This is a genomic window from Streptomyces javensis, assembly GCF_039525925.1.
In the GTDB taxonomy this organism is placed as follows: Bacteria; Actinomycetota; Actinomycetes; order Streptomycetales; family Streptomycetaceae; genus Streptomyces; species Streptomyces asiaticus.
Genome location: NZ_BAAAIF010000012.1, coordinates 112,507 through 136,217, shown reverse-complemented (window position 1 = coordinate 136,217; position 23,711 = coordinate 112,507). Strand labels below are relative to the sequence as shown.

General features: G+C 72.6%; 15 protein-coding genes. 6 read left to right on the top strand and 9 right to left on the bottom strand.

Going from position 1 to position 23,711, the window contains the following annotated elements; genetic code table 11:
- Positions 1-353: 353 nt before the first annotated feature.
- On the bottom strand, positions 354-1,109 hold the full coding sequence (locus tag ABD329_RS14155; protein WP_037947984.1) for a GOLPH3/VPS74 family protein: 756 nt from the start codon (positions 1,107-1,109) through the stop codon (positions 354-356).
- 255 nt (positions 1,110-1,364) lie between these two features.
- Between ABD329_RS14155 and ABD329_RS14150 the strand changes: the two genes are divergently transcribed.
- Together ABD329_RS14150 and ABD329_RS14145 are read left to right on the top strand one after the other, a co-directional pair.
- Positions 1,365-3,929 carry a D-alanyl-D-alanine carboxypeptidase family protein gene (locus tag ABD329_RS14150; protein WP_344316411.1) on the top strand — a complete coding sequence of 855 codons (2,565 nt, stop codon included), beginning with the start codon at positions 1,365-1,367 and terminating at the stop codon, positions 3,927-3,929.
- A gap of 199 nt (positions 3,930-4,128) precedes the next feature.
- The gene (locus ABD329_RS14145; protein ID WP_198279856.1) at positions 4,129-6,036 is read left to right on the top strand and encodes an MFS transporter; all 1,908 of its coding nucleotides are present in this window, start codon (positions 4,129-4,131) and stop codon (positions 6,034-6,036) included.
- A gap of 35 nt (positions 6,037-6,071) precedes the next feature.
- On the opposite strand, the gene ABD329_RS14140 is transcribed toward ABD329_RS14145, so the two are convergent.
- The 5 genes from ABD329_RS14140 to ABD329_RS14120 are packed head-to-tail and all read right to left on the bottom strand — an operon-like array spanning position 6,072 to position 13,931.
- The gene (locus tag ABD329_RS14140; protein WP_198279855.1) at positions 6,072-7,364 is read right to left on the bottom strand and encodes an ABC transporter substrate-binding protein; all 1,293 of its coding nucleotides are present in this window, start codon (positions 7,362-7,364) and stop codon (positions 6,072-6,074) included.
- Positions 7,361-8,290: a hypothetical protein gene (locus ABD329_RS14135; protein ID WP_198279854.1), complete on the bottom strand. Its 930-nt coding sequence runs from the start codon at positions 8,288-8,290 to the stop codon at positions 7,361-7,363. The genes ABD329_RS14140 and ABD329_RS14135 overlap by 4 nt, the downstream gene beginning before the upstream one ends.
- The gene (locus ABD329_RS14130) at positions 8,287-9,786 is read right to left on the bottom strand and encodes a VWA domain-containing protein (protein ID WP_198279853.1); all 1,500 of its coding nucleotides are present in this window, start codon (positions 9,784-9,786) and stop codon (positions 8,287-8,289) included. The genes ABD329_RS14135 and ABD329_RS14130 overlap by 4 nt, the downstream gene beginning before the upstream one ends.
- Before the next feature lie 12 nt (positions 9,787-9,798).
- On the bottom strand, positions 9,799-12,219 hold the full coding sequence (locus ABD329_RS14125; protein ID WP_344316409.1) for a serine/threonine-protein kinase: 2,421 nt from the start codon (positions 12,217-12,219) through the stop codon (positions 9,799-9,801).
- Positions 12,216-13,931 (bottom strand): S1 family peptidase, encoded by a 1,716-nt coding sequence (locus tag ABD329_RS14120; protein WP_246619222.1) that lies wholly within the window; start codon positions 13,929-13,931, stop codon positions 12,216-12,218. The genes ABD329_RS14125 and ABD329_RS14120 overlap by 4 nt, the downstream gene beginning before the upstream one ends.
- 501 nt (positions 13,932-14,432) lie before the next feature.
- On the opposite strand from ABD329_RS14120, the gene ABD329_RS14115 reads away from it, so the two are divergent.
- Positions 14,433-15,185, top strand: coding sequence for an IPT/TIG domain-containing protein (locus ABD329_RS14115; RefSeq protein WP_198280227.1), 753 nt, complete (start codon positions 14,433-14,435; stop codon positions 15,183-15,185).
- Between the two features lie 7 nt (positions 15,186-15,192).
- Positions 15,193-16,785 (top strand): IPT/TIG domain-containing protein, encoded by a 1,593-nt coding sequence (locus ABD329_RS14110; protein WP_425574328.1) that lies wholly within the window; start codon positions 15,193-15,195, stop codon positions 16,783-16,785.
- Between the two features lie 51 nt (positions 16,786-16,836).
- Here the strand turns inward: ABD329_RS14110 and ABD329_RS14105 are convergent, their stop codons facing one another.
- A complete protein-coding gene (locus ABD329_RS14105) occupies positions 16,837-18,867 on the bottom strand; it encodes a GTP-binding protein (protein WP_198280229.1) in 2,031 nt (676 codons plus the stop codon).
- A 276-nt stretch (positions 18,868-19,143) separates the two neighbouring features.
- On the opposite strand from ABD329_RS14105, the gene ABD329_RS14100 reads away from it, so the two are divergent.
- On the top strand, positions 19,144-20,610 hold the full coding sequence (locus ABD329_RS14100) for a glycoside hydrolase (protein ID WP_198280230.1): 1,467 nt from the start codon (positions 19,144-19,146) through the stop codon (positions 20,608-20,610).
- A 105-nt stretch (positions 20,611-20,715) separates the two neighbouring features.
- Here the strand turns inward: ABD329_RS14100 and ABD329_RS14095 are convergent, their stop codons facing one another.
- A complete protein-coding gene (locus tag ABD329_RS14095) occupies positions 20,716-21,324 on the bottom strand; it encodes a TetR/AcrR family transcriptional regulator (RefSeq protein ID WP_246618908.1) in 609 nt (202 codons plus the stop codon).
- A gap of 135 nt (positions 21,325-21,459) precedes the next feature.
- On the opposite strand from ABD329_RS14095, the gene ABD329_RS14090 reads away from it, so the two are divergent.
- Positions 21,460-22,287 (top strand): NAD(P)H-binding protein, encoded by an 828-nt coding sequence (locus ABD329_RS14090; protein ID WP_198280231.1) that lies wholly within the window; start codon positions 21,460-21,462, stop codon positions 22,285-22,287.
- 280 nt (positions 22,288-22,567) lie between these two features.
- On the opposite strand, the gene ku is transcribed toward ABD329_RS14090, so the two are convergent.
- The gene (gene ku / locus ABD329_RS14085; protein ID WP_344316408.1) at positions 22,568-23,692 is read right to left on the bottom strand and encodes a non-homologous end joining protein Ku; all 1,125 of its coding nucleotides are present in this window, start codon (positions 23,690-23,692) and stop codon (positions 22,568-22,570) included.
- Positions 23,693-23,711: the final 19 nt, after the last annotated feature.

Below are 23,711 nucleotides of genomic sequence, written 5' to 3'. Positions count from 1 at the left end.
TGATTTATGCTGCTCAGCAGCCTGCCACTACCGGACGGGGCCGCGCTGGGAAATGGCCGCACAAGGGCGGCCGCACAACGGTGGGCGAACGCGCGCGCGGGGCGGTGGGACGGCCGGTCGTCCAAAACGGCCGTCCCACCACCCCGCGCGCTTCAGCGGCTCCCGAACCGGGTCAGTGGGGACTGCGGTGCGGTCGGTGGAGCGTCAGTGGTGCTCGGTGCTGCTCGGAGCCGGACGGTGGCGCTCCGCCCCGGACGGTGCCGGGAGCGGTGTCCGCCGCCCCGCTGACGGGCTGCTGGTGCGTTCGACGGGCTGGGTGGTGCGTGGTGGTGCGATGGCGCCCCGAAGGGGCCTCAGCGCGCTCCGACGCGGGCCATGCTCCCGCGACGGGACGGCTGGGCCGGAACGCCGGCCGCGGGCTCCGCCGCGGCGCGTGCCCCCGGCTGTCGGCCCGGACCCGCGGCCGGTGCGCGCCGTGGCTGCGCCGCGACACCGTTCTGCACGTCCATCACGGCGTGCGCCACGAGACCGCCCATCGGGTCGTGCCGGATCAGATCCCGGAGCCTGGAGCGCGAGGAACGCCCCTCGTTCCCGGGATACAGGTGCTTGCCGAGCCCGACCGCGTGGGCCAGGGCGGCGAGCGCGGCGGTCCGCGGGTCCGGCGGTACGCCGGTGCGGATCGCGCTGTCCAGCCGGGCCCTGATCTCCCGGCTGATCGCCGTGTCCGTCGCCTGGTAGCGCGTCGTCGGCAGTACGCCACACATCTGGCCCGCGACGGCATGCACCATGCCGCAGCGCTCCAGGTGCGTGAGGTACGTCTGGCGCAGCCCCAGCCGGGGCCCGCCGATCCAGTGGACCGCGCGCACCGGGCTGCCGCGTCGGCGCAGCAGCTCCAGCGCGGAGTCCAGAGTCGGATCTCCGGTCGGCCGTGGCAGCACCACGGCGATACGATCCCCGTCAGGGGCTATCCGTCCGGCCAGGGCCAGCTCTACTAGCTGTGCCCCGGCAAGACCGAGGTCAAGCGACTGCGGCTGCGCCGTGGTACCCGTGGTCGGGTCCAAAGCGAGCAGCAGAAGCTCCTCCGGAATTGTTCTGCGGCTCCTGCCCATCCATGCCTCCCCGCGTGGATGAATGACAGGGTGACCCCTCTCACATTGGTCTGTCGAGAGTGCCTGGGGGGTTTGGGTGGGAACCAGTAGGTATGTCGTTCTCGTCTAGCAGGTGGGCGGGCACCTGAAGACGCTCTCCGGCTGTGGCGCTGCGCGATCGCGTGCCGGACACACAGGACACTGGTAGAGGTTGGGCTGCGGGACGTGACGCCATGGGGCGTAGGGCGTCCCGCGACACATATCGAGGAGGCATCGGTGGCGGGCGAGTCCCCCGGCAGGTCGGATCAGCAGAAGTCGTCGGGGGAGACGGCTAGGGGAGAGAGCGATCCGAGGCTCGCGATCTCGCGCGAAGCGGAGGCGGGCCAGGGCTCGACGGCGGTCGCCGTCGTGTCCGACGACCTCCGGTCGGGTTCCGGGGAGCCGGATTCGGCTTCTGGCGAGCCCGGGGTGACCTCCCAGGCGAAGGCCGAAGCGGAGGCGGAAGCGGAACCAGAGGCGCCGGCGGTCGACCGGGGCGATGCGAAGGTTTCTGGTGTTCGCGATGGTGAACAGGGTGAAGGTTCCGGGGCGTCGGAGGTGAAGGCGGAGCCGGAGGCGGAAGCGGCTGAGGCAGGAGCGGCTGAGGCGGGAGCGGCTGAGGACGGTGCGGACGGCGCCGGTGACTCCCATGGCGCCGATGACTCTGATGACGCGGACGCCGACGCGAAGGTTGAGCGTGCGTCCGAAGCCGAAGCCGAAGCCGAAGCGGACGGGGACGGTGACGAGCCGTCGAAGCCGTCGGTGGATCAGCGGACGGCCGTCTTCCGTACGGTGAAGCCCAAGGCGGACGCGGACGCGGAGGTTGAGCGTGCGTCCGAGGCCGGGGTGGACGGGGACGGTGACGAGCCGTCGAAGCCGTCGGTGGATCAGCGGACGGCCGTCTTCCGTACGGTGAAGCCCAAGGCGGACGCCGAGGGCAAGGACAAGAAGGACGAGTCCGGGAAGGGCGAGCCCCAGAAGGACGAGTCCGAGAAGAAGGACGAGGCCAAGGCGGACGAGCCCAAGGGCGAGTCCGGTAAGGCCGTCGCGTCCGACGCGAAGGCCGCCGCGTCCGACGCGGACGACGACGCCCCCGACAAGCCGATCGACCGTCCGACGGCCGCCTTCGGCGTGCTCCCGGAGAAGCCCGGTAAGGGCGGTGAGGGCGGTAAGGGCGACAAGAAGGGCGTCGACCAGCCGACCACCGCCTTCAAGGCGGTCAGCCCCCCGGCCGGCAGCAAGACCGCCGGGGGCAAGACGACCGACGAGGCGTCCGACGGCAAGACCGCCGACAAGGCGTCCGACGCGAAGACGTCCGGCAAGAAGCCCGTCGGCGAGTCGGACAACGAGCGGACCAGCAAGTTCGTCCCGCTGCGGTCCCCCGACGACCCGGCCCCGCCGAGGCCCGCGGCCCCGCCCGCCGCGCCGAAGGCCCCGGCCGCCCCGCCCGCCGCGGTCCCCGAGGCCGAGCGGACCAAGCAGCAGCCGCTGCCGCCGCTGACCCCGGACGGCAAGCAGCCGGCCCCGCTCGATCTGCTGGCGCAGCTGACCAACACGCCGCCCAAGCCCGAGACCCCGCTGCGGACGGCGGTCCGCCGGGTCAAGATCTGGACGCCGCTGGCCGTGCTGCTGGTGATCATCCTGGGCGTCGTCCAGGCGCTGCGGCCGCTGCCGGATCCGTCGCTGAAGCTCACCTCGGACGACTCCTACCGCTTCGGCGGCGGCGCGCTCTCCATGCCGTGGCCCGACCAGGGCCAGTCGGCCGCCGAGGTCGAGGGCGTCGGCAGCCTGGGCACCTCCGGCGAGCAGAAGCCCGTGCCGATCGCGAGCGTCACCAAGGTCATGACGGCCTATGTGGTGCTCAAGGACCATCCGCTGAAGGGCGATGCGGAGGGTCCGAAGATCAAGATTGACGCGCAGGCGGCCGAGGAGGCGAAGTCCGCCGACGAGTCGCGGGCGGAGGTCAAGGAGGGGCAGAGCTTCACCCAGCACCAGCTGCTCCAGCTGCTGCTGATCAACTCCAGCAACAACATCGCCCGGCTGCTCGCCCGCTGGGACGCCGGATCGCTCGACGCGTTCGTGAAGAAGATGAACGACGCGGCCGAGAGCCTGGGGATGAAGCACACCACCTACACCGACCCCAGCGGTCTGAAGGAGTCCACCAAGTCCACCGCGGCCGACCAGCTGAAGCTGGCGAAGGCGGCGATGCAGTCCGACGCCTTCCGGGCGGTCGTGGCCACGCCCAACACCGATATCCCGGGTCTCGACGACCGCATCTACAACAACAACAATCTGCTGGTGAAGCCGGGTGTGATCGGTATCAAGACCGGTTCGTCCACCCCGGCCGGCGGTGCGCTGATGTGGGGCGCCGTGCGGACGATCGACGGCAAGAAGCAGCGGATCCTCGGTGTGGTGCTCGAGCAGCGCGCGACCACCACGCTGGACGCCAGCCTCCAGCTCGCCCAGACCAACAGCTACAAGCTGATCACCGCCGCGCAGGACGCCCTCACCTCGGCCACCGTCATCAAGAAGGGCGATGTCGTCGGCCAGGTCGACGACGGCCTCGGCGGCACCACGCCGGTCGTCGCCACCAAGGATCTGAAGGCGGTCGGCTGGTCCGGTCTGACGGTCGACATCAAGATCGGCGACGGCGGTAAGAAGGTGCCGCACTCGGCCAAGGCGGGCACGGTCGTCGGCGAGGTGACCGTGGGCACGGGCCCCGGACAGCTCAAGGCGCCGGTGGCCCTTCAGAATGATCTGTCCGAGCCGTCGTTCGGCGCGAAACTGACCCGTATCGGCTGACCCGCGGGGAAGTGGGATAGAGGGGACGAGAGGAAGCGGCCCCGGCGCGAAACGCCGCCGGGGCCCGAGCCGGATCGGGGCCGCCCGAGCGTGCTAGCGTCGGTGGGTCCCCGGCCTGGACCCACCGCGGAACCGGAGTGACCCGGCGCGGGGTTGAGGACGATGGGGCAGACCTCGGGGGAAGACGGGGAGAGCCGCAGTGACCACCGTGGATCCGACACGGGCCGATGAAGGCGGGGGCTCGGAGGAGAGCACCGCCGCACGAATACGCGTACCCACACAGCGCTGGCCGGCCGAGCCGACCGGCCCGGCGGAAGCGGAGGCGGAGCGCGAGAGCCGCCAGGCCGCTTCGGGCGGGCTGCTCCAGCGCGCCCGGACGGCGGCCCTGCGCCATCCGGTTGTGGCCGCCCTGGCCGCCGCCGCGCTGCTGCATCTGGTGTGGGTGGCGCTGCTCGCGAACAGCGGCGGTGACCTCGCCGCGCAGGACGCCTGGGCGGAGTTCGCCCTCCAGCACCCGGACCTGGCGTACAACCTGGCCTGGTACGGCGGGATGCATCCCGTCTCGTACAGCGTCATCTCGCCATATCTGATGGCGGTCCTCGGGGTCCGCTCGACGATGATGGTCGCGGGGACGCTGTCCGCCGGGCTGCTCGCGCTGCTGCTGGTGCGCAGCCGTGCCGTGCGGCGGCCGATGTGGCCCGCCATGTACGGCGCGTTCGCGCTGACCTGCAACGCCATCTCGGGCCGGGTGACCTTCGGGCTCGGCGCGATGTTCGGGCTCGCGGCCATCGCCGTGATCTTCGCCTGGCCCCGGCGGTGGCGCTCCCGGCACTGGCACCACAAGACCGGTCGGTTCGTCCTGGCCGCCGTGCTGTCGGCGCTGGCGACCATGTCCAGTCCGGTGGCCGGTCTCTTCGTGGGCGTCGTGGCCGCCGGGCTGTGGCTGACCAAGCGGCGCCCCGCCGCGTACGCGCTCGGGGTCACCCCGGCCGTGGTGGTCGGCCTGTCGGCGTGGCTGTTCCCGTTCTCCGGCGAGCAGCCGATGGGCATCGGGTCGGTGATCCTGCCGTTCATCACCGGTGCCGCCACGCTGATGTGTGTGCCGCGCACCTGGTCGACGGTGCGGGTCGGGGCCGGGCTCTACTGCCTGGGAGTGGTGCTCACCTGGGTGATTCCCTCCCAGATCGGCACCAATATCTCCCGGCTTGGCATGATCTTCGGCGGTGTGGTGCTGATCGCCGCGCTGCCCGCGGTGCGCAGGCCACCGCGCGCCGAGCTGCGCACGACGCGTGCGGGCCGCCGCTGGACCGTGCTGGTGCTGGCGCTCGCGACCGTCACGGTGTGGCAGGGGGTCAAGACCGCCGACGACGTGATCCACACCGCCCCCTCGGCGTCCTGGGCCCGTGAGCTGGCGCCGCTGGTCGACCGGCTCAAGCGGGAGAAGGCCGACCGGGGCCGGGTCGAGGTGGTTCCGGTGCGCAGCCACCGCGAGTCCTCCGCGCTCGCTCCGTACGTCAATCTGGCGCGCGGCTGGAACCGCCAGCGCGATCTGGACCGGAACCCGATCTTCTACGGCGAGGACACCCTCACCCCGGTCAGCTACCACGAATGGCTCAAGCGCTGGGCGGTGCACTATGTGGTGCTGCCCGCGGACGACCCGGACACCGCGGCGGAGAAGGAGTCCGAGCTGCTCGGTACCAAGCTGCCGTATCTGCGCGAGGTCTGGTCGGACGAGAACTGGAAGCTGTACGAGGTCAAGGACCCGACGCAGATCGCCGACCCGCCCGCCACGGTGCGCCGCGCGGGTGCCGACCAGCTGGTGCTGTCGGTCCGCGCCAAGGGCCCGGTGCTCATCCGCATCCCGTACTCGCCGTGGCTGGGCCTGGTGGACAAGGACGGGCACAGCGTCCGGGCCCCGAAGGGGGAGGACGACCGGCTGCCGGTCAACCGCGAGGGCTGCCTCACCAAGCAGATCGTGGGTGGGGAAGAAGGTCAGCCGGAGGACGAGTGGACGGTGCTGCACGCCCCCCGGCCCGGCGTCTACCGCATAACGGGCAAGTACCAGTTGCCGCGCGGCACGCCCTGCCCGGACGAGATGGTTCCCTGAGCCCGCCCCGCGGCAGCATTGCGCGGCGCCCCTGATCAGCCGCAGACCGTCGACAGCCAGGGCTGGTCGCGGGTGTCGCGCAGGCTCTGGCGGATCCTCTCCAGGCTGCGCAGCAGCCTGTCCGGCGGCTTGCTGGTGTCGCTGAGGTAGGCCAGCGCGGCACGCTGAAAGGCCACCCGCATCCGCGGGGGCATGGCGTCGGAGGCGTCCAGGCACAGCGGGGCCGAGCCCCGGAGGGCCTTCGCGATCCTGCGGTCCACGTCGTCGTCGCCCTGGGCGTCGAGCGGGACGCCGCGGTTGGCGAAGAACGGGTGGGTCCTCTTGGTGGCGGTCTGCCGGCCCCAGGTCCGCTGGGCGTCGGCCGAGACCAGATAGCGCATCAGCTCCTGGGCCTGCGGGGTGTCACGGAACATCGCGGCGAAGTCTCCCGACACCTCCCGGGCGGTGGACCGCTGGTCGGTGTCGGGGAGGAGCCCGGGGGAGAAGGCGAACGCCGCCTTGGTGGGGTCGGGGTAGCCGCTGCGGATGAACGACCCCTGGTGCTCCAGCGCGCATGGCGGGTCCGCGGCGAACAGCTTCGAGCTCGCCGCGCGGAAGTCGGTGGTGAGCGCGGTGCGCGCGGTGTCCTTGCCGAAGAGCGACCCCCAGCTCTGCCAGGCCCGTTTCACCCGGGGGTCCGTCCACGGCAGCCCGCCGGTGGCCCAGTCCTGGTAGACGGCACTGCCCTGCTGCTGGAGCAGCAGATCCTCGATCCAGTCGGTGCCGGGCCAGCCGGAGGTCGCGTCGTCGCCCATGCCGACGCACCACTGGCGGCCGTCGGCGGCCAGGGCGGACAGTGTGCCCGGGCGGCGGTCGTGGGCATGGTCGTACCACACGATGCTCTTCAGATCCGCCTTGACCGCGATGCCGTAGATCGGCCCGTCGGCGCTCAGCCGGGGCATCCACAGCTTCCCGTAGCCCGTGCGCTCCCGGCTCGGGATCACTCCGTTCAGCGCGGTCAGCTGGTCCTGTTGGGCGTAGGCGGCCAGCTCGCCCGTGCTGGGCAGCACGGCGATATCGGGCGGGGTCCCGGAGGCCACCTCCGAAGACAGCACTTCGCGCAGCGCGGTGGTGCCCTGGTAGTCGACATGGACGCCGGTGCGCCTGGTGAACGTGTCCAGCAGTTGCCGGAACGCCTTGCCCTCGTCGCTGGTCCACGACGCGAGCACGCTGACACTGCCGCGCGACTGCCAGCCGCTCGTATCGCCAGCGCCCACGACACACAGCAGCACCATCCACAACCCGAGGACCGTGGCCGTGGCCTGACCGGACCGCTTCGCCGCGCTCATCGGCTCTGGAACCGGTACTCGTCGATGCGCGGCTGGAGACCGACCACGATCAGGGCGGCCAGCACGGCGCCGCCCACGGGTATCCAGCCGACCGCACCGGCTTGCCAGTGCGCGTTCCGCATCGTCCTCGCCACCTTTCTGGCGGTGGGGCCGCCGGTGCGGCCGATCTTCGAGTTGGTCAGGCTGGTCCGGGCCGACTCCAGCCGGTCCTGGGTCTGATAGGTGAAGACGGCCAGCGGCAGCAGGGCGACGAGCAGCGCGGTCGCCGCCGCCAGCCAGGGATTGACCAGTCGGCGGAACCGGCGCCGCAGAAAGCGCTGGGTGTGCACCAACAGCGCCGCCAGCGTGAGGAACAGCCCCGGCACCAGCAGCCACCAGGCGAACGCCAGCAGCCAGCCGAACGAGGTCTGGTCGTCGAGCACGTCGAACTGCCGCTTCTGCACCTCTTTCAGGCGATGGAGAATGCCGCTGTTATGCCGCAGTATCGAGTCTGCGTACCCCAGATAGGCATCCCTGAGCGTCGGGTTGTCGCGGGTCGCGTACGCCTGCTCGACGGTGTCGCCATAGGACGTCACCAGCGCCGCGGCGGTGCGCAGCGATCCACGCGCCGACTCGCCCCCGATGGTGCTCTTGGACACCTGGGCCAAACTCTGCTTGGCCGTCGACAGCTTGTTGCGGTACTCCTCGTTGAGCCCCTCGAACTCCGCGGTGGGGCTCGAAATGCTGCGCTCCGCCTCGTCGTAGGAGGCGTCCAGCGCGTCGATGGCGGCGGCCACTTGCAGTATCGCCGGCGTGGACCGGTCGGTGACCGCCTTGGAGTTGCGGCTGACGCCGTAGTACCCGGCCAGCAGCGCGGCCACGGCCACCGCCGTGACCACGAGCAGGGCGATCAGCCGGCGCACCAGAAAGGCACGGGTGGCGCTCATAACGCGCCGCCCGCCTGACCCGATCCGCCCGGGTCGCCGCTCAAGGGAGCGTTGCACTGCTGGCAGAACCCGGCGGTGGCGGGTGACCGGCGCCCGCAGGCCGGGCAGTGGACATCCGCCGCGGGCGGCGCGGCGGGCTCCGGGCGGTCCAGCCCCACGAAGGGGGCGCTCTCCTCCGACACGACGATCACCGAGTTGAGGTCCAGCGGCCGGATGGGCTTGCGGATCCGCACCTCGCCGGTGGCCGCGTCGACGATGTGAACCAGCCCGCTCAGCCGGGCCAGCATCTTCTCGCTGCCCAGCTGATGGGCCAGCTGGACGGCGCGCCCCCACTGGCGGCGGGCCCGCTCCCGGTCACCCGCCTCGTACGCGTCACAGCCGGCGGTGATCGCGTGCCCCAGCTCGGAGTCGGCGTCGTAGTGGGCCAGCCGAGGGTCGATACGGGATGACAGCAGCACATCGTCCGTCCACTGGACCAGCACCGACTCCGGCTCGGGCAGCGACAGCGCGGTGTCGCCCTCCACCGCCAGCTCCACGGCGGCCAGCTCCACGTCCTCGCCCAGCGGATCGCGCCGCGGATCGGCGAACACGGACACCTGGTACTCGCGGGTCTCGTCGCCCCACGCGCTGGTGGTCCACTCCCAGGTGCGCTCATCGGGGCGGACGCCCTCGTCGGTGAGGTCCGCCCGGGTGGGGTGCACCTGCTTGACGAAGCCGACCCGGCCGCCCGCCCGGGCGCGGATCCGGATCCGCACCCCGGCCAGCGCCTTGGCCATCGAGGCGGAGACCATCTCCTCGAACTCGGCGGCCAGCGCGGAGTCCTTCAGGACCGCGTCCGCCCGGCCGTGCAGCCGGTGCGCGATCCGCTTCAGCTCGGTGGCGTCCCAACCGTCGCCGATCCCGCGCGCGTCACAGGTGAAGTGCGGGGCACAGGCGTCCAGCACCTGGTCCAGATAGCCGGGCGGATCGTGTTCGTTACGGCCGTCGGTGAGCAGCAGGGTGTGCCGGATCGCGGCGGGCTGCCGCGCATGCAGCCGCCGGGCGAGATCCAGCCAGGAGCCGATCGCGGTGCCCCCGGCCGCGGGCAGCCGGGCCGCCACCCGGGCGGCGGCGGCCTTGGTGTCCGGCCCCGCCACCGCCATGCCGCCGGTGAACGGATAGACCACCTGGGCCTGTTCGGTGCCCTCGACGATCGCGAAACGGGTGCCGTCGCGCAGTATGCCGACCGCGGTGGCGGTGGCCCGGCGCGCCGCCGCGATCTTCGTCGGCGGCCAGCTCATCGACATCGAGCAGTCGATGACGATGACCTCCGACGCGGCGGTACGGGCCGCCGCGGGGCCCAGGCCGTGGGCCCGCACGCTGACGATGGCGTGCATCTCGGTGCGGCCCGCGGAGGCGGGCAGGTACTTGTTCTGGTGCACCCGCAGGGTGAGGGCCGGGCCCCCGTCCGCACCCCCGCCCCCTGGTCCGTACTGCCTTCTGTGGTCCTCGCTCATCTGATCCCCCTGTCAGACGCGGGTCATGGGCCTGATGGCATTCGCGCGGTCGATCAGCGCCCCGAGCGCCTCGGGGCTGTCCGCCTGCCGGGCCAGCCGGCGCAGGGTCTGCTCCAGCTCGGCGCGCAGCGCGCTTTCGTCCTCCCACTCCCCATACACCAGTGACGGGCGTTCGGTTCCCCTCCGGGGCGCGTCAGCCGCCGGATCGGCGCGCCCCTTCCGTATCCAGCGCCGTGAACGGGCGTGCCCGGCGGGCCCACCCATCTGCTCCCCGGCCCCCGGCTGCCGCTCCGCCCAGTCCAGCGTCACCTCCAGCGACTCCGCCGTCAGCCGGTCCCGGGCCGGGCCCGACTCGCGCCCCTCGTCCAGATACAGCCGCGGCAGCCGCGTGCGCACCTCCGCCAGGTCCTCGGCCGTCGGCAGGGCGTCGGGGTGGCCCAGCCGCCCCGACAGCACCCGCACTATGGCGATCCGCGCGGCGTCGTAGTGGCGGGAGACCTTCGGCACCCCGCCGAGGATCTCCACCGCGCCGCCCCGGTCGCCCGCCGCGAGCCGGAGCCGGGCCAGCCCGAAGGCCGCGCTGCCCTGCGAGCGGTTGCGCTGCCACACCGCCTCGTAGAACCGTTTGGCGGCCTCGTGGTCGCCCAGGTGCTCGGCGCAGTAGCCGAGCGCCAGCTTGGGCGCGTACTCCCCGGGCAGGGCGCTGTAGACCTCGTCGAACTCGCGCCGGGCGTCGGCCACCGCGCCGTCCGCGAGCCGCAGCAGGGCGCGGTGCCAGGACAGCCGCCAGTCGTACGGGGCGGCGGAGCCGATCAGCTCCACGGCGGCCGCCAACTCATCGGCCGCCGCGTCCCGTTCGCCCAGCTCCAGATAGGCGCGGCAGACGCGCAGCCGGATCTCGGCGGACGGGCGGGGGAAGGCGTGCAGCTGCTCGATCAGCCGCCGCGGCCCGCTGTCGGTCGGGACGCCCAGCAGCGCCGCGCCGGGATCCGCCGCGTCCGGGAACGGCACCGGCAGCCCGAGCGGCACCCGCTCCGGCCGGGGCAGCCCGGACGCCAGCAGCGGGCGCGGCTCCCCGTCCAGCCAGCGCTCCAGGTCCGGGATCCGGCCCAGCGAGGAGTCCAGCAGCGCCGAGGTCGGGGCGAAGAGCGTGGACGGCTCGGGCTGCTCCCGGCTCAGCCGCAGCGAGTGGATCTCCCGCAGCACGCCCCACAGTTGCTCGGACATCTCCGCGGCCGACCCGAACCGCCGGTCCGGGTCGGCCGCGGTGGCGCGGGCCAGCACCCGGCGGTAGGACTCGGCGCCCAGGCCCGGTGGCCGCTGGGCCTGCCGGGCGGCCTTGTCCGAGAGCTCCTCGAGCGTCCGCCCGACCCCGAAGAGGTCATGGCGCTCGGTGAGCGCGGAGGCGCCCCGGGCCAGCACCTCGGGGGCGGCGAATGCCTCGGTGATCACCGGCGGCCCGCCGTCCCGCTGGCCCAGCCGCCGCACCGCGCCGAGGTCGATCACCTTGACCCGGTCCTCGTAGTGCATCACATTGCTCGGCTTGAGATCGCAGTACAGCAGCTTCTCGCCGTGCAGATAGCCCACCGCGCGCAGCACCAGACAGCCGTAGGCCAGGATGTGCTCGAACAGCCGCGGCCCGTCGTACGGCCGCACCGCGTCCGCGATGTGGTCCTTGATCTGGGCGAGGGTCATCCCGCCGACGAACTCCATCACGATGTAGCCCGTCAGCGCGCCGTCGTCGCGGGGGTCGGGCTGGGTGACGTAGTTGATGATCCGGACGATGCCGGGGTGGTCGAGCACGGTCAGATAGCGGCGCTCCTCGACCGCCACCCGCAGGGCCGCCTCGTCCTCGTTGTTGATCAGGCCCTTGATGGCCACGGGCTGGTCGTCCAGCTGGGTGTCCTCGGCGAGATAGACCCAGCCGAGCCCGCCGTACCCGACGCAGCCGATCACCCGGTACTGATCGCCCAGCAGATCGCCGGGGCTCAGCCGCGGGGTGAAGTCGAACTGATGGCGGCAGCGCGGGCAGTAGCCTCGGGAGAGCGCGGACTGTCCGGCGTAGGGCGCGCCCACGATCTCGTCGCACCCCTCCCAGCCGCAGGTCTGGCCGCGCGACGGCGGATGCGGATCGTCCATCACCAGGTCGCGCAGCGAGGGCAGTTCGACGCGGGGCAGGTCCAGCAGGCCCTCGCCCGCCGGCCGCACCGTGAACTTCCGCGCCACATCGCGGCGGCGGGCGCGGGCCGTGGTCGCGGTGGACTCGGACGCCAGAGGGGCGGCGGGCGGGGCGGGCGGGGGAGCGGGCGGAGGGGCGGCGGGCAGGGGTCTGCGGCCGCACTCCGAGCAGAAACCCCGGGCGTTGATCCGGCCCAGGCCCTCGCCGCGGCAGTCCTGGCGATTGCAGACCGTCCCATCCGTCGAGCCCGTCATGGCGCCTCCCCCTCCGGCGGTGTGTGCACGGCGGCCACGAACCGGTCGACCGCGCGGCGGGCCTCCGGCAGATCGCAGGGCACCTCGGCCAGCAGCCGCACCGCGGCGCGGTGCAGCGGGATCAGCTCGGCCCGCTCGGACTCGGCCTTGGTCCCGAGCATCACCGTGTACGACACCAGCTGCCACTTCAGCTCCTGGACCGCGGGCTGCTGGGCGTCGATCACCCGCAGCGTCTCCTCGGCCCGCTCGGCGACCGCCCGCACCGAGTGCTCGAACGCGGCCAGCTTGGCGACGATGCGGTGGGAGCGCAGTTCGGGGTCGGAGCGCAGCCGGGTCAGATTGATCCGCAGGGCCGTGGCGTCCTCGGCGTCCGCCGAGGGCGAGCGGCGCGCCCCGCGCTCGGCCGTCTCGTGCTCGCGGTCGGCGGCGAGGGCCACCCGCCCGGCGAGCTCGTCCAGCCAGGCGTCGATCCGGGCCGCGTCGGGGCGGAACAGCCGCTCGGCCAGCCGCAGTCCGCTCGAGTGGGGGTCGCGGAAGACCAGCAGCAGCCGGCTGCCCCGGTCGGCGAGCAGCTTCATGAAGCCGACCAGCGCCTCCGGGTCGCGGGCGCGGTCCACGCCGACGGCCACGATGGTGAGCGGCACCGCGTTGGCCCGGACCCGGCTGAGCGGGGAGGTGTCACCGGGCGAGCGCAGATCCATCCGGTCCGCGACCCGCAGCGCGACCTCGGTGTCGGTGCGCTTGGTGACGTCGATGGCCAGGTCCACGCTGCCCAGCGGCGGTACGGTGCCGTGCGGCGCGGCCGAGACGGCCTCGTCGGGGCCGCCGCCCGACAGCTCGCGGTCGGCGAGCGTGATGGCGCGGCTGAGCGCCTCGTAACGCGCGTGGTCGTCGTCCTCGATGACCACGGTCTCCACGTCCGTGATGCCCGCGCGCCCGGTCAGGGGCTCCCGGCGTAACCATAGGGCGAGCCGCTGGGCGAAGCCGACGTCCTGGACGCCGGTGGTCAGCGGGGAGACCAGCGGCCGGTCCACCCCGGGGTCCCCGCGCACCCAGCGGTGGACCACCGGCAGATGGCGCACGATCGTCTCGACCGGGATCATGTAGGAGACGCTGAGACGCTCGGCGGAGGGCACGCCGACGGGGTCGTCGTACCGGCTGACGACCATGCCGATGACATGCCGGGTCGCCTCGTCCTCCACCCCGGCGCCGCTGAAGCCCTTACGGACCACGTCCCGGGGCGACTTGGGGTCGAGGCCCACCCACTCGGCCCGGGGGCCGACCCGTCCGGCGGTCTTCGCGCGCAGGTAGTGGCCGTTGTCGAGCCCCTCGGGGAAGCCGCCCATCCACACCGGCCGGCCGAGCACCGGCGGCAGCCGGTAGAGCGGCGCGGCGTGTTCGGCGGGCTGCGGCCGACCCAGCCGCAGCAGCGCCACATCGCCGCAGCCGTCGGAGCGCTGGGGCACCCAGCAGCCGTCGGCGACGCGCGCGGGGACGGGCTGGGCCTCGTGCACCTCGACCAGCTCGACCAGCACCTCGGTGGCGGGCACCGGGAGCCCGTCGTCGGGGATCACATGGGCGCACGTCAGCACTGTCTCACTGCCCAGGAGGATTCCGGCGCCCAGGACGTCACCGCCCGAACTACGGATCCTCACCCGCCATGTGCCCCCGCTGGAGGTCGCATCGGCGGTAATGCCCATTTCCGCCCCCATGTGGCAAGAGCATACGCCCGGGAGGTACGGAAGTGACCCGTCCGTCCGATGGGTCACGGGAACGGGTGAGGGGCGGCGCCGGGTCCGGAAAGGGCCGGCGCCGGGTCCGGATCGGGGTGGGGCCGGGTCCGGATCGGGGCGGGGCCGGGGCCGGAGCGGGGCGTGCCAGGGCCGTACGGGGGCGGGATGGCAGGCCCGGCGCGTCCGGTGTGCGGCGCCGCCGGTCCCGCGCGCCCGGCCATTCGGGTGACGTGGCGTCACCTTTCTTGTGGCGGGCTACGTCGGATGGATTACTGAAAGTGTGCGGTGGAACCTCCCGTCGATTCTTTCGGCGCTGGGGGCGCCGCGTCCTCGCCGGAGCCGGGCGCCAGGCGTACCGCGAGGAGGACCGGGCGGGTGCCCCAAAGCCCGCGGTCGCGCACCGGACCGCCGCGAGCGCGCGCGGGTCCAGCCCGCCCGGTCCCGTCCACGCCCCGCCCTCACGTCAGGAGGCAACGCGTCATGCCCATCACACCCAACCAGGGGTCATCCGCCGGCGGACAGACCGTCGTCATCACCGGCACCAACCTCGGCGGTGCCACGGCCGTGCACTTCGGAAGCAAACTGGCCACCATCACCGCCAACAACGCCACCTCCGTGACGGTCACCACGCCGTCCGGCAGCGGGGTGGCGCAGGTGACCGTGACCACGCCCGGCGGCACCAGCAACCCGCTGAACTTCTACTACGTCGGCCCGCCCTTCAAGTCCTCCCTGAGCACGACCTCCGGGCCGCTCGCCGGTGGCAACACCGTCACCATCACCGGAACCGGTCTTTCGACCGCCAGCGCCGTGGCCTTCGGCGCCAACTCCGCGACACCGACGGTCGTCTCCGACAGCCAGATCACCGTGGCCGTACCGGCCGGGGCCGCGGCCGGGCCGGTCGGGGTGACCGTCACCACGGCGGGCGGCAGCAACAACGGCTTCTCCTACACCTATGTGGCCACCCCGACGGTCACCGGCTTCACGCCGACCTCGGGCCCGCCCTCCGGCGGTACGGCGGTGACCATCACCGGCACCAACCTGTCCACCACCCAGTCGGTGACCTTCGGCGGCATCGCGGCGCCGTTCACCGTCATCAGCGACACCAGCCTGTCCGCCGTCTCGCCACCCACCGCGGACGGGCAGCCCGGCCCCGCCGACATCACGGTGACCACCCTGGCCGGCAGCGCCACCGCCCCGACCCAGTTCCAGTACGTGGCCGGTCCGGGCATCTGATCACCCCGTGGGGCGACCCGCCAGAAGGAGATCCACCTTGAGTACCCCTCAAGCCACAGGTACAGGCACCGGTCCCTCGACGGCCATGGCGTCCCCTCCTGTGATCAGTTCCGTGAGCCCCGCCGTCGGTTCGCCCGGCGGCGGGACCCCGGTCACGCTGACCGGGAGCAACTTCACCCAGGCCACGGCGGTCCGCTTCGGCCCGAACTTCGCACTGTCGTACACCGTGGTCTCCGCCACGCAGATCACGGCGGTGGCGCCGCCCGGCAGCGGCACCGTGCAGATCACGGTGACGACACCGGCCGGGACGAGCAACGGGGTGGCGTTCGGCTATGCCGCCGCCCCCACGCTCACCGCCATCTCGCCCGCCACGGGTCCCGCCGCCGGCGGTACGACCGTCACCCTGACCGGCACCAACCTCCTCGGTGCTACGGCGGTCAGGTTCGGGGCCGTCAACGCCACGTCCTTCACGGTGATGTCCGCGACGCAGATCACGGCGGTGGCGCCGCCGGGCAGTGGCACGGTGCAGGTCACCGTGACGACGCCGGGTGGGACGAGCAATGGGGTGTCGTACACCTATGTGGCGGTGCCGGCACCTGTGCTCACGTCCGTCTCGCCGGGGCAGGGGCCGACCGGTGGCGGCAATACCGTCACGCTGACGGGCAGCGGCTTCACGGGTGCTACGGCGGTCAGGTTCGGGGCCGTCAGCGCCACGTCCTTCACGGTGATGTCCGCGACGCAGATCACGGCGGTGGCGCCGCCGGGCAGTGGCACGGTGCAGGTCACTGTGACGACGCCGGGTGGGACGAGCAATGGGGTGTCGTACACCTATGTGGCGGTGCCGGCGCCGGTGTTGACGTCCGTCTCGCCGGGGCAGGGGCCGGTCGGTGGTGGGAATACGGTGACGCTCACCGGTAGCGGCCTTACGGGCGTCACGGCGGTCACTTTCGGCTCGACGCCCGCCTTGTCGTTCACGGTGGTGTCGGCGACGCAGATCACGGCGGTCGCCCCGCCGGGGGCCACCGGGCCGGTGCAGATCACCGTGACCGGGCCGGGCGGCACCAGCAATGGGGTCACGTACTTCTACGTCGGGGTCCCCACCCTCACCGGCGCCGCACCCGCCCAGGGCCCCACCTCCGGCGGTACGACCGTCACCCTGACCGGCACCAACCTCCTCGGCGCTACGGCGGTCAGGTTCGGGGCCGTCAACGCCACGTCCTTCACGGTGGTGTCGGCCACGCAGATCACGGCCGTGGCGCCGCCGGGCAGCGGCACCGTGCAGATCACGGTGGTGACGCCGGGCGGCACCAGCAACGGCGTCCCGTACACCTATGTCTCCACGCCCGTCCTCAGCAGCCTCTCGCCGACCGAGGGGCCGCTCGACGCCGGGACCACGGTCACGCTCTTCGGCAGCGGTCTCACCACCACCAGTTCGGTGCTCTTCGGCTCCACGCCCGCCTCCTTTACCGTCGTCTCCGACATCTGGGTCACCGCCATCGCCCCATCCGGGCCCGCCGGGCCGGTGAACGTACAGGTCACCACGCCCGGCGGCAACAGCAACAGCCTCGTCTACACCCGGGTGGGGCCGCCCGGGATCTAGGAGCCAGGAGCTGCTGGGAGCCAGGGAGCTGCTGGAATCCAGGGCTGGAAGCTAGGAGCCGAGGCCCGGGGCCGCCGCCCCGGTGCGCAGCGGCCGGTCGGCGCACGGCCGGGACCACCACACCCCCTCGCCGTGCGTCAGCCGGGGCAGGATCCGCTCGAAACCGTGCACCCTGCGGGCCGGGAGCTCGCCCCGCAGCAGCCACCCCGTGGCACCGTCCACGCTCTCGCCGATGTCCGCCTCGGCGGCGGCGAGCTGGGCGGTGACCGCGGCGAGCGCCTCGGCCGGAAGCTCCAGCTCGAAGGCGTGGTACGGCTCGTAGATCCGCCACCCCGCGCGCTCCAGGGCCTCCCCGAGCACCACCGGGGTGAGGTCGCGGAAGTCGCCCGCGGTGCTCAGCGGGCCGATGAACCCGGAGCGGACGAGGACGACCCGGCAGTCCGTCACCGAGCGCCCCCGGGGCCCGTGGAACAGCGTCTCGTACACGGTCTCCTCGATCGCGTTGTGGAACGCCCGGGGCAGCGCGCCCAGTTCGGTCTCATAGCCGAAGACCACCCCGGCGCCGCGCTCGGTGGGCTCCACGCGCAGCCCGACGGTCGCCCACGGCCCGGTGTGGCCGACCCGGGCGATCTCGCGGACGGCCTCGCCGGCCCCCGAGGGGCGCTCGACCAGCACCGGACGGCTCGGTTCGAAGTCCGCCTCGATGCCGTAGTCCTGGACCAGCGTGGCCGCGATGATCTCCTTTTGCACCTCGCCGTACAGCAGCACCGAGGTGGCCCCGCCCGGCATCGCCCGCGCGTGGATCAGCGGATCCTGGTCGGCCAGGTCGAGCAGCGCGGTGTGCAGCCGGGACGCGGCGGCGGCGCCGGGCTCGCGGGCGTGGACGAGGGTCTGGAGGCTGGGCGCGGCGAAGTGCCGCCGGTCGGACGGGGCGTCGTGGACGGGCCCGAGCCGGTCGCCGACCCGGACCCCGGGCAGCCCCTTGACCCTCGCGATGTTCCCGGCGGTCAGCGGCCCCCGCGCGGCCCCCGCGTCGCCGATGACCTCCAGGGCGGTGATCTGCCCGGTGTGCTCGGTAAGGGCGCCGCCGGGCTCGCGGCGGTGCAGGGTCACCCGCTGCCGCAGCGTCACCTCGCCGGAGAACAGCCGCAGATAGGCCGTACGGCCACCATGGCCGCCACGGCCACCATGGCCGCCGCTCCTGCCGCCGCCCGTGCCGCCGCCGCCCCCACCGCCTGTGCCGCTTCCGCGGCCTGTGCCGCCTCCACCGCGCTCCACGGCGAAGACCGTGCCGCGCGGCTCCGCGCCGCCCGGCGCGGGCGGCACCAGCCGCGCCACCCCCTCGACCAGCGCCCCGACGCCCTCGCCGCTGAGCGCCGAGCCGAAGAAGACCGGATGCACCAGCCCGGCCGCCGTACGGGCCGCGAGCGCCGCCGCCACCTCCTCGGCCGAGGGCAGCGGGCCGTCCACGACTCGCGCGAGCATCGCGTCATCGGTCTCGGCCAGCACCTCGGCCGCCTCGGCGCGCACCCCCGGATCGGCCAGGGAGCGCGGCCGGGCGCGGGCGTTGCGCGTGCCCAACTCCCTTACGGTCGTCAGCGGGACGAGATGCGGTGCCAGGGCGCGCCGGATATCGGCGAGCAGCCCCTCGTCGCGGGCGCCCGCACGGTCGATCTTGTTGACGAAGAGCAGCACCGGGAGCCGCAGCCGCCGCAGGGTCTTCATCAGCACCCTGGTCTGCGCCTGGACGCCCTCGACGGCGGACAGCACGAGCACCGCGCCGTCGAGCACCCCGAGGGCGCGCTCGACCTCGGCGATGAAGTCGGAGTGGCCGGGGGTGTCGATCAGGTTGATCTGGGTGTCCCCGGCGGTGAGGGACGCGACCGCGGTCCGCACGGTGATACCGCGCTGCCGCTCGATCTCGCCGGTGTCGGTCTGGGTGTCCCCGGTGTCGACGCTGCCGAGCCGGTCGATCACCCCGGCGTCGTAGAGCAGCCGCTCGGTCAGGCTGGTCTTACCGGCGTCGACATGGGCGAGCACACCGATGTTGAGGGTCCGTGAGACCCGTGGAGAGCTGGGCATGGATGCTGAGGTCCTCGAAGACGGTCGTCCGGTGGGGGCGCTGTGTCGTTCCGAGGAATCGGCGCATCGGTCGCTCCTGCTCGTAGCCGTTCGTGGACGTGAGGTCGCGGACATCCTGGACACCGGGGCGGGCGGAGGCAACCGAATTACGGGCGGACCGTCACCGTGTGGCCCTCGGCCGGCCCGTAGAAAGCGCTGTCACACCTCTCGACAACGCCCGCCGCTGCCCCGACGCTTCGTAAGCGACGGGGGCCGGTGCGGCGGAGGGGACTGACGATGCGGCGCAGAACGCTTCTGGCGGCGGCGGGCACCACCGTGCTCGGCACTGCCCTCACGACCGGTACCGCCTGGGCCGACGAGACCATCGGCGTCGACCCCGGCACCGACCACGGGGCCTGGGAGGGCTGGGGCACCTCGCTCGCCTGGTGGGCCAATCTCTTCGGACAGCGGGACGACTTCGCCGATCTCTTCTTCACCACCAAGTCGGTGGGCTACGGCGGCCGGTCGCTGCCCGGTCTCGGGCTGAACATCGCCCGCTACAACCTGGGCGGCTGCGCCTGGACCAGTGTGGGCGGCGAGTCCATGGTGGCCTCGCCCAACATCCCCCGGTTCAAGCAGATCGAGGGCTACTGGCACGACTGGAACAGCGAGGACCCCGCCTCCGCGGCCTGGCACTGGAACGCCGACGCGGTCCAGCGGGCGGCGCTGGCCAAGGCCGTCCAGCGGGGTGCCGTCAGCGAGCTGTTCTCCAACTCGCCCATGTGGTGGATGTGTCTCAACCACAACCCGTCCGGCGCGGCGGACGGCGGCAACAACCTCCAGTCCTGGAACTACCGCCAGTTCGCGCTCTACCTCGCCACCACCGCCCGCTACGCCCAGGACCACTGGGGCGTCCGCTTCGCCACCGTCGAGGCGTTCAACGAGCCCTCCTCGGCGTGGTGGAAGGCGGACGGCACCCAGGAGGGCTGCCACGTCGACGCGGCGGTCCAGCGGACCGTCCTCGGCCACCTCCGCACCGAACTCGACGCGCGCGGGCTGACCGGCACCCGGATCTCGGCGTCGGACGAGACCGCCTACGACCTGGCCCGCACCACCTGGAGTTCGTTCGACACCGCCACCCGCGCCCTGGTCGACCAGGTCAACGTCCACGGCTACCAGGGCTCGGGCGGCCGCCGCGATCTGCTGTACGCGGATGTGCGCGCGGCGGGCAAGAAGCTGTGGAACTCCGAGACCGGCGACAAGGACGGCACCGGCCTCACCCTCGCCACCAACCTCTGCCTGGACTTCCGCTGGCTGCACCCCACCGCGTGGTGTTACTGGCAGGTCATGGACCCCAGCGCGGGCTGGGCGCTGATCCACTACGACCCGGACACCGCCCAGCCCGGCGCCGTGCAGACCAAGTACTACGTGCTCGCGCAGTTCACCCGCCACATCCGCCCCGGGATGCGGATCCTGGAGACCGGCTCGGACCACGCGGTCGCCGCGTACGACCCGGGCGCGCGGCGGCTCGTGCTCGTCGCCGTCAACCCCGGCGCCGCGCAGACGCTCACCTTCGATCTGTCCCGCTTCGGCCAGGTCACCGGGGGCACCGGCGGGCTGGTGCCGCGCTGGTCCACCCAGACCTCGGGCACCGGCGATCTCTACACCGCGCGCCGGGACACGGCGCTGGCCGGGAAGCGGCTGAGCGTTCCGTTCGCCGAGAAGTCGGTGCAGACGTTCCAGATCGACGGGGTGACCGAGTGAGCCGACGGTAGGGCGGAGGGCCGACGGGTCGGAGGGCGTAAGACGGAGGGCCGTAGGGCGTAAGGCTTGTAGGGCGCGGGCGCGGGCGCGGGCGCGGGCGTGCGGTTACGCGGCGAGGTGGCGGACGATCCGGCGCAGCTGCTCCTCCCACCGCTCCCGGAACTCCGGCGAGTCCGGCTCGATGCCGAAGATCTGGCGGACGGCGTGCGGCATGGTGGCCGGTGCGGAGACCACGGCGTAGCACATCAGCAGCACGGCGGCCGGGTCGAGGTCGTCCGCCAGCTCGCCCGCCGCCTGCCGGCGCCGCAGGTCGGACAGGTCCTCGCGCGGCTCGTCCGCCACCTCGCCGGTCAGCCCCTGCCAGATGGCCAGCCGGATGCCGCGGGGGTCGTCGAACGCCTCCCGGAGGTAGCGGGTGACCAGCTCCTCGAACGGGACCGCGGGATCGTTGAAGGTCGCCTCGTGCCGCAGCCACTCACGGCCCAGCTCCCGGTAGAGGCCCTCCTTGCCGCCGAAGTAGTAGGTGATCAGCTGCTTGTTGAGGCCCGCACGGTCCGCGATGTCCTGGACGCGCGCGCCCGCGAACCCCTTCTCGGAGAACTCGTCCATGGCTGCCTCCAGCAGCAGCCGCCGGGAGCGCTCCGGGCACTGCTTGCGCTCCTCGGGCGTGGGGGCGCGGCGGGGCCTCTTGGGCGTCCCCTGCATCGTCGTCATCTCCTCTTCCTCGGCCCGGACAGGCTAGCCGGGGGTTCCGGCCATACTCTCATCTAATTGTTTGACAATGTCATCCGTTTGGATGAGCCTGGCTGCGGTTACGTAGGGATCGCATACCAGGCAAGGAGATTGATCATGTTCGTGGTGACCGGAGCCACCGGAAACGTCGGCAGTCATGTGGTGAAGCAGCTGGCCGACGCGGGCGCCGAGGTGCTCGCGCTCACCCGCGACCCCGAGGCGGCCCGGCTGCCGGAGGGCGTGCGGGCGGCCCGCACCGATGAGCTGCCCCTGGACGGCGCCACGGCGCTGTTCCTGAACCCCGCGGTGGTCTGGCAGGTCGGGTCCGAGAAGATCCTGGAGCGGGCCAAGGAGAGCGGGGTGCGCCGGATCGTGATGCTCTCCTCGTCCTCCGTCCTGGACGATGTCGATCCGCAGCGGAACCCGATCGGCGCCCGCCACCGCTCGCTGGAGGACGAGGTCGAGCGCACGGGTCTGGAGTGGACGTTCGTCCGACCGGGCGGCTTCGCCGCGAACGCGATGCAGTGGGTGGATCAGATCAAGGCCGGGGACGTGGTGTACGGCCCGTACGCCGGGGCGCAGATGGCGCTCATCCACGAGGCCGACATGGGCGCGGTCGCCGCCCGTGCCCTGCTCACCGACGACCTGGTCGGCAAGGCGCCGGAGCTGACCGGGCCCGAGTCGCTGAGCTTCGCCGACCAGGTGCGCATCATCGGTGAGGTCATCGGGCGGCCGCTCCGGTACGAGGAGATCCCGCCGGAGGCGGCGCGGGAGAGGATGGTCGGCGGGTTCCTCACGCCGGAGATGGCGGACTCGCTGCTGCGGGTCTTCGCGGAGTTGGTGGACCGGCCGCAGACGGTTTCGCCCGAGGTGGAGCGCATCACGGGGCGCCCCGGGCTGACGTTCGCCCAGTGGGTGGAGGACCACGTGGCCGCGTTCCGCTGACCGGGTCGCGCCTGCGGCGGGCGTTCCCCTACCCGCCCCTCCCCACAACTGGGGCTCCGCCCCGGACCCCGCTCCTCAATCGCCGGAGGGGCTGATTCCGGCCCGTCCGCCCCGGACCACCCTCCGCGTGCGCCGGAGAGGCTGTTTCAGCCCGTCCGGCGTTTGAGGACACGCCCGAAGGGCGTCGGGGGTCCAGGGGGGCGGAGCCCCATGGTTCGGGAAGGGGCGGGTAGGGGACAGCCCGCCGCAGGCGCTACGCCCTGGCGGTGCCAGGACCGCATCAGGAGGCGGTCCGCTTGCCCGTCTGCTTCTTCGCGGTGGTCTTCTTGGCCGCGCTCTTCTTGGCCGCAGCCTTCTTCGTACCCGTCTGCTTCCTCCCGGCAGCCTTCCCCGCGCCCCCCTCCGCCGACTCGGCCCCCTTCGCCGCCTTCGTCCCGCCCCTCTTCGTCGCCGCCGTCGTCTTCTTCTCCGCCGCGGGTGCCTTCTTCCCCGACGCGGCCTTCCCCGACGCGGCCTTCTTCGCCGGTGCCTTCTTGCGGCCGCGCAGCTCGTGGACCGTCGCCTCCCCCTCCTCCTCGGCCTCACCCTCCGATGCGCCCTCGCCCTCGCCCTCCCCGGCCCCCTCGCCCCGCGCCTCCTTCGCGCTGCGGACGCTCTCCTTCAGCGCCGCCATCAGGTCGACCACCTGCGCGCCCGCGGGCCGCTCACCGGGCTCGGCGGTGGGCGTCGCGCCGGACACCTTCGCCGCCACCAGCTCCTCCAGCGCCTCGTGGTACTCGTCGCGCAGATCGTTCAGATCCACCTCTCCGAGCGTCTCCATCAGGGTGTCCGCGAGGTCCAGCTCCGCCGGCTTCACGGTCACCTTCTCCTTGGGGGCCACCCCCGCGGGCTCGCGCACCTCGTCCGGCCAGAGCAGCCGGTGCAGCGCGATCGTGTCGCCGACGACGCGCAGCATCCCCAGCCGCTCCCGGCCGCGGTGGGCGTATTTGGCGATGGCGACCTTCTCGCTGCGCTTGAGCGCCTCGCGCAGCAGGGTGTACGGCTTGGCCCCGGCGGCGCCGCTGGTGCCCAGGTAGTAGGCGTCGCCCATCTGGAGCGGATCGATCTCGGAGGCGGAGATGAACGCCTCGATCTCCAGGGTGTGGGTGGTGGGCAGCGGAAGCGCCGCGAGATCCTCTTCGGTGATCGGGACCAGCGCGCCGTCCGCGTCCTCGTACGCCCGCCCGATCTCGCTCGACTCGACCGGCTTGTCCTCGAGCTCGCAGACCTTGCGGTAGCGGATGCGGCCGTTGTCGCGGGTGTGGATCTGCCGGAACGAGATCGAATGGTCCTCGGTGGCCGGATAGATCTTGATCGGAATGCTCACCAGGCCGAAGGAAATGTTCCCATTCCAGATAGATCGCATGCTTGATCCCTTTCGTGAG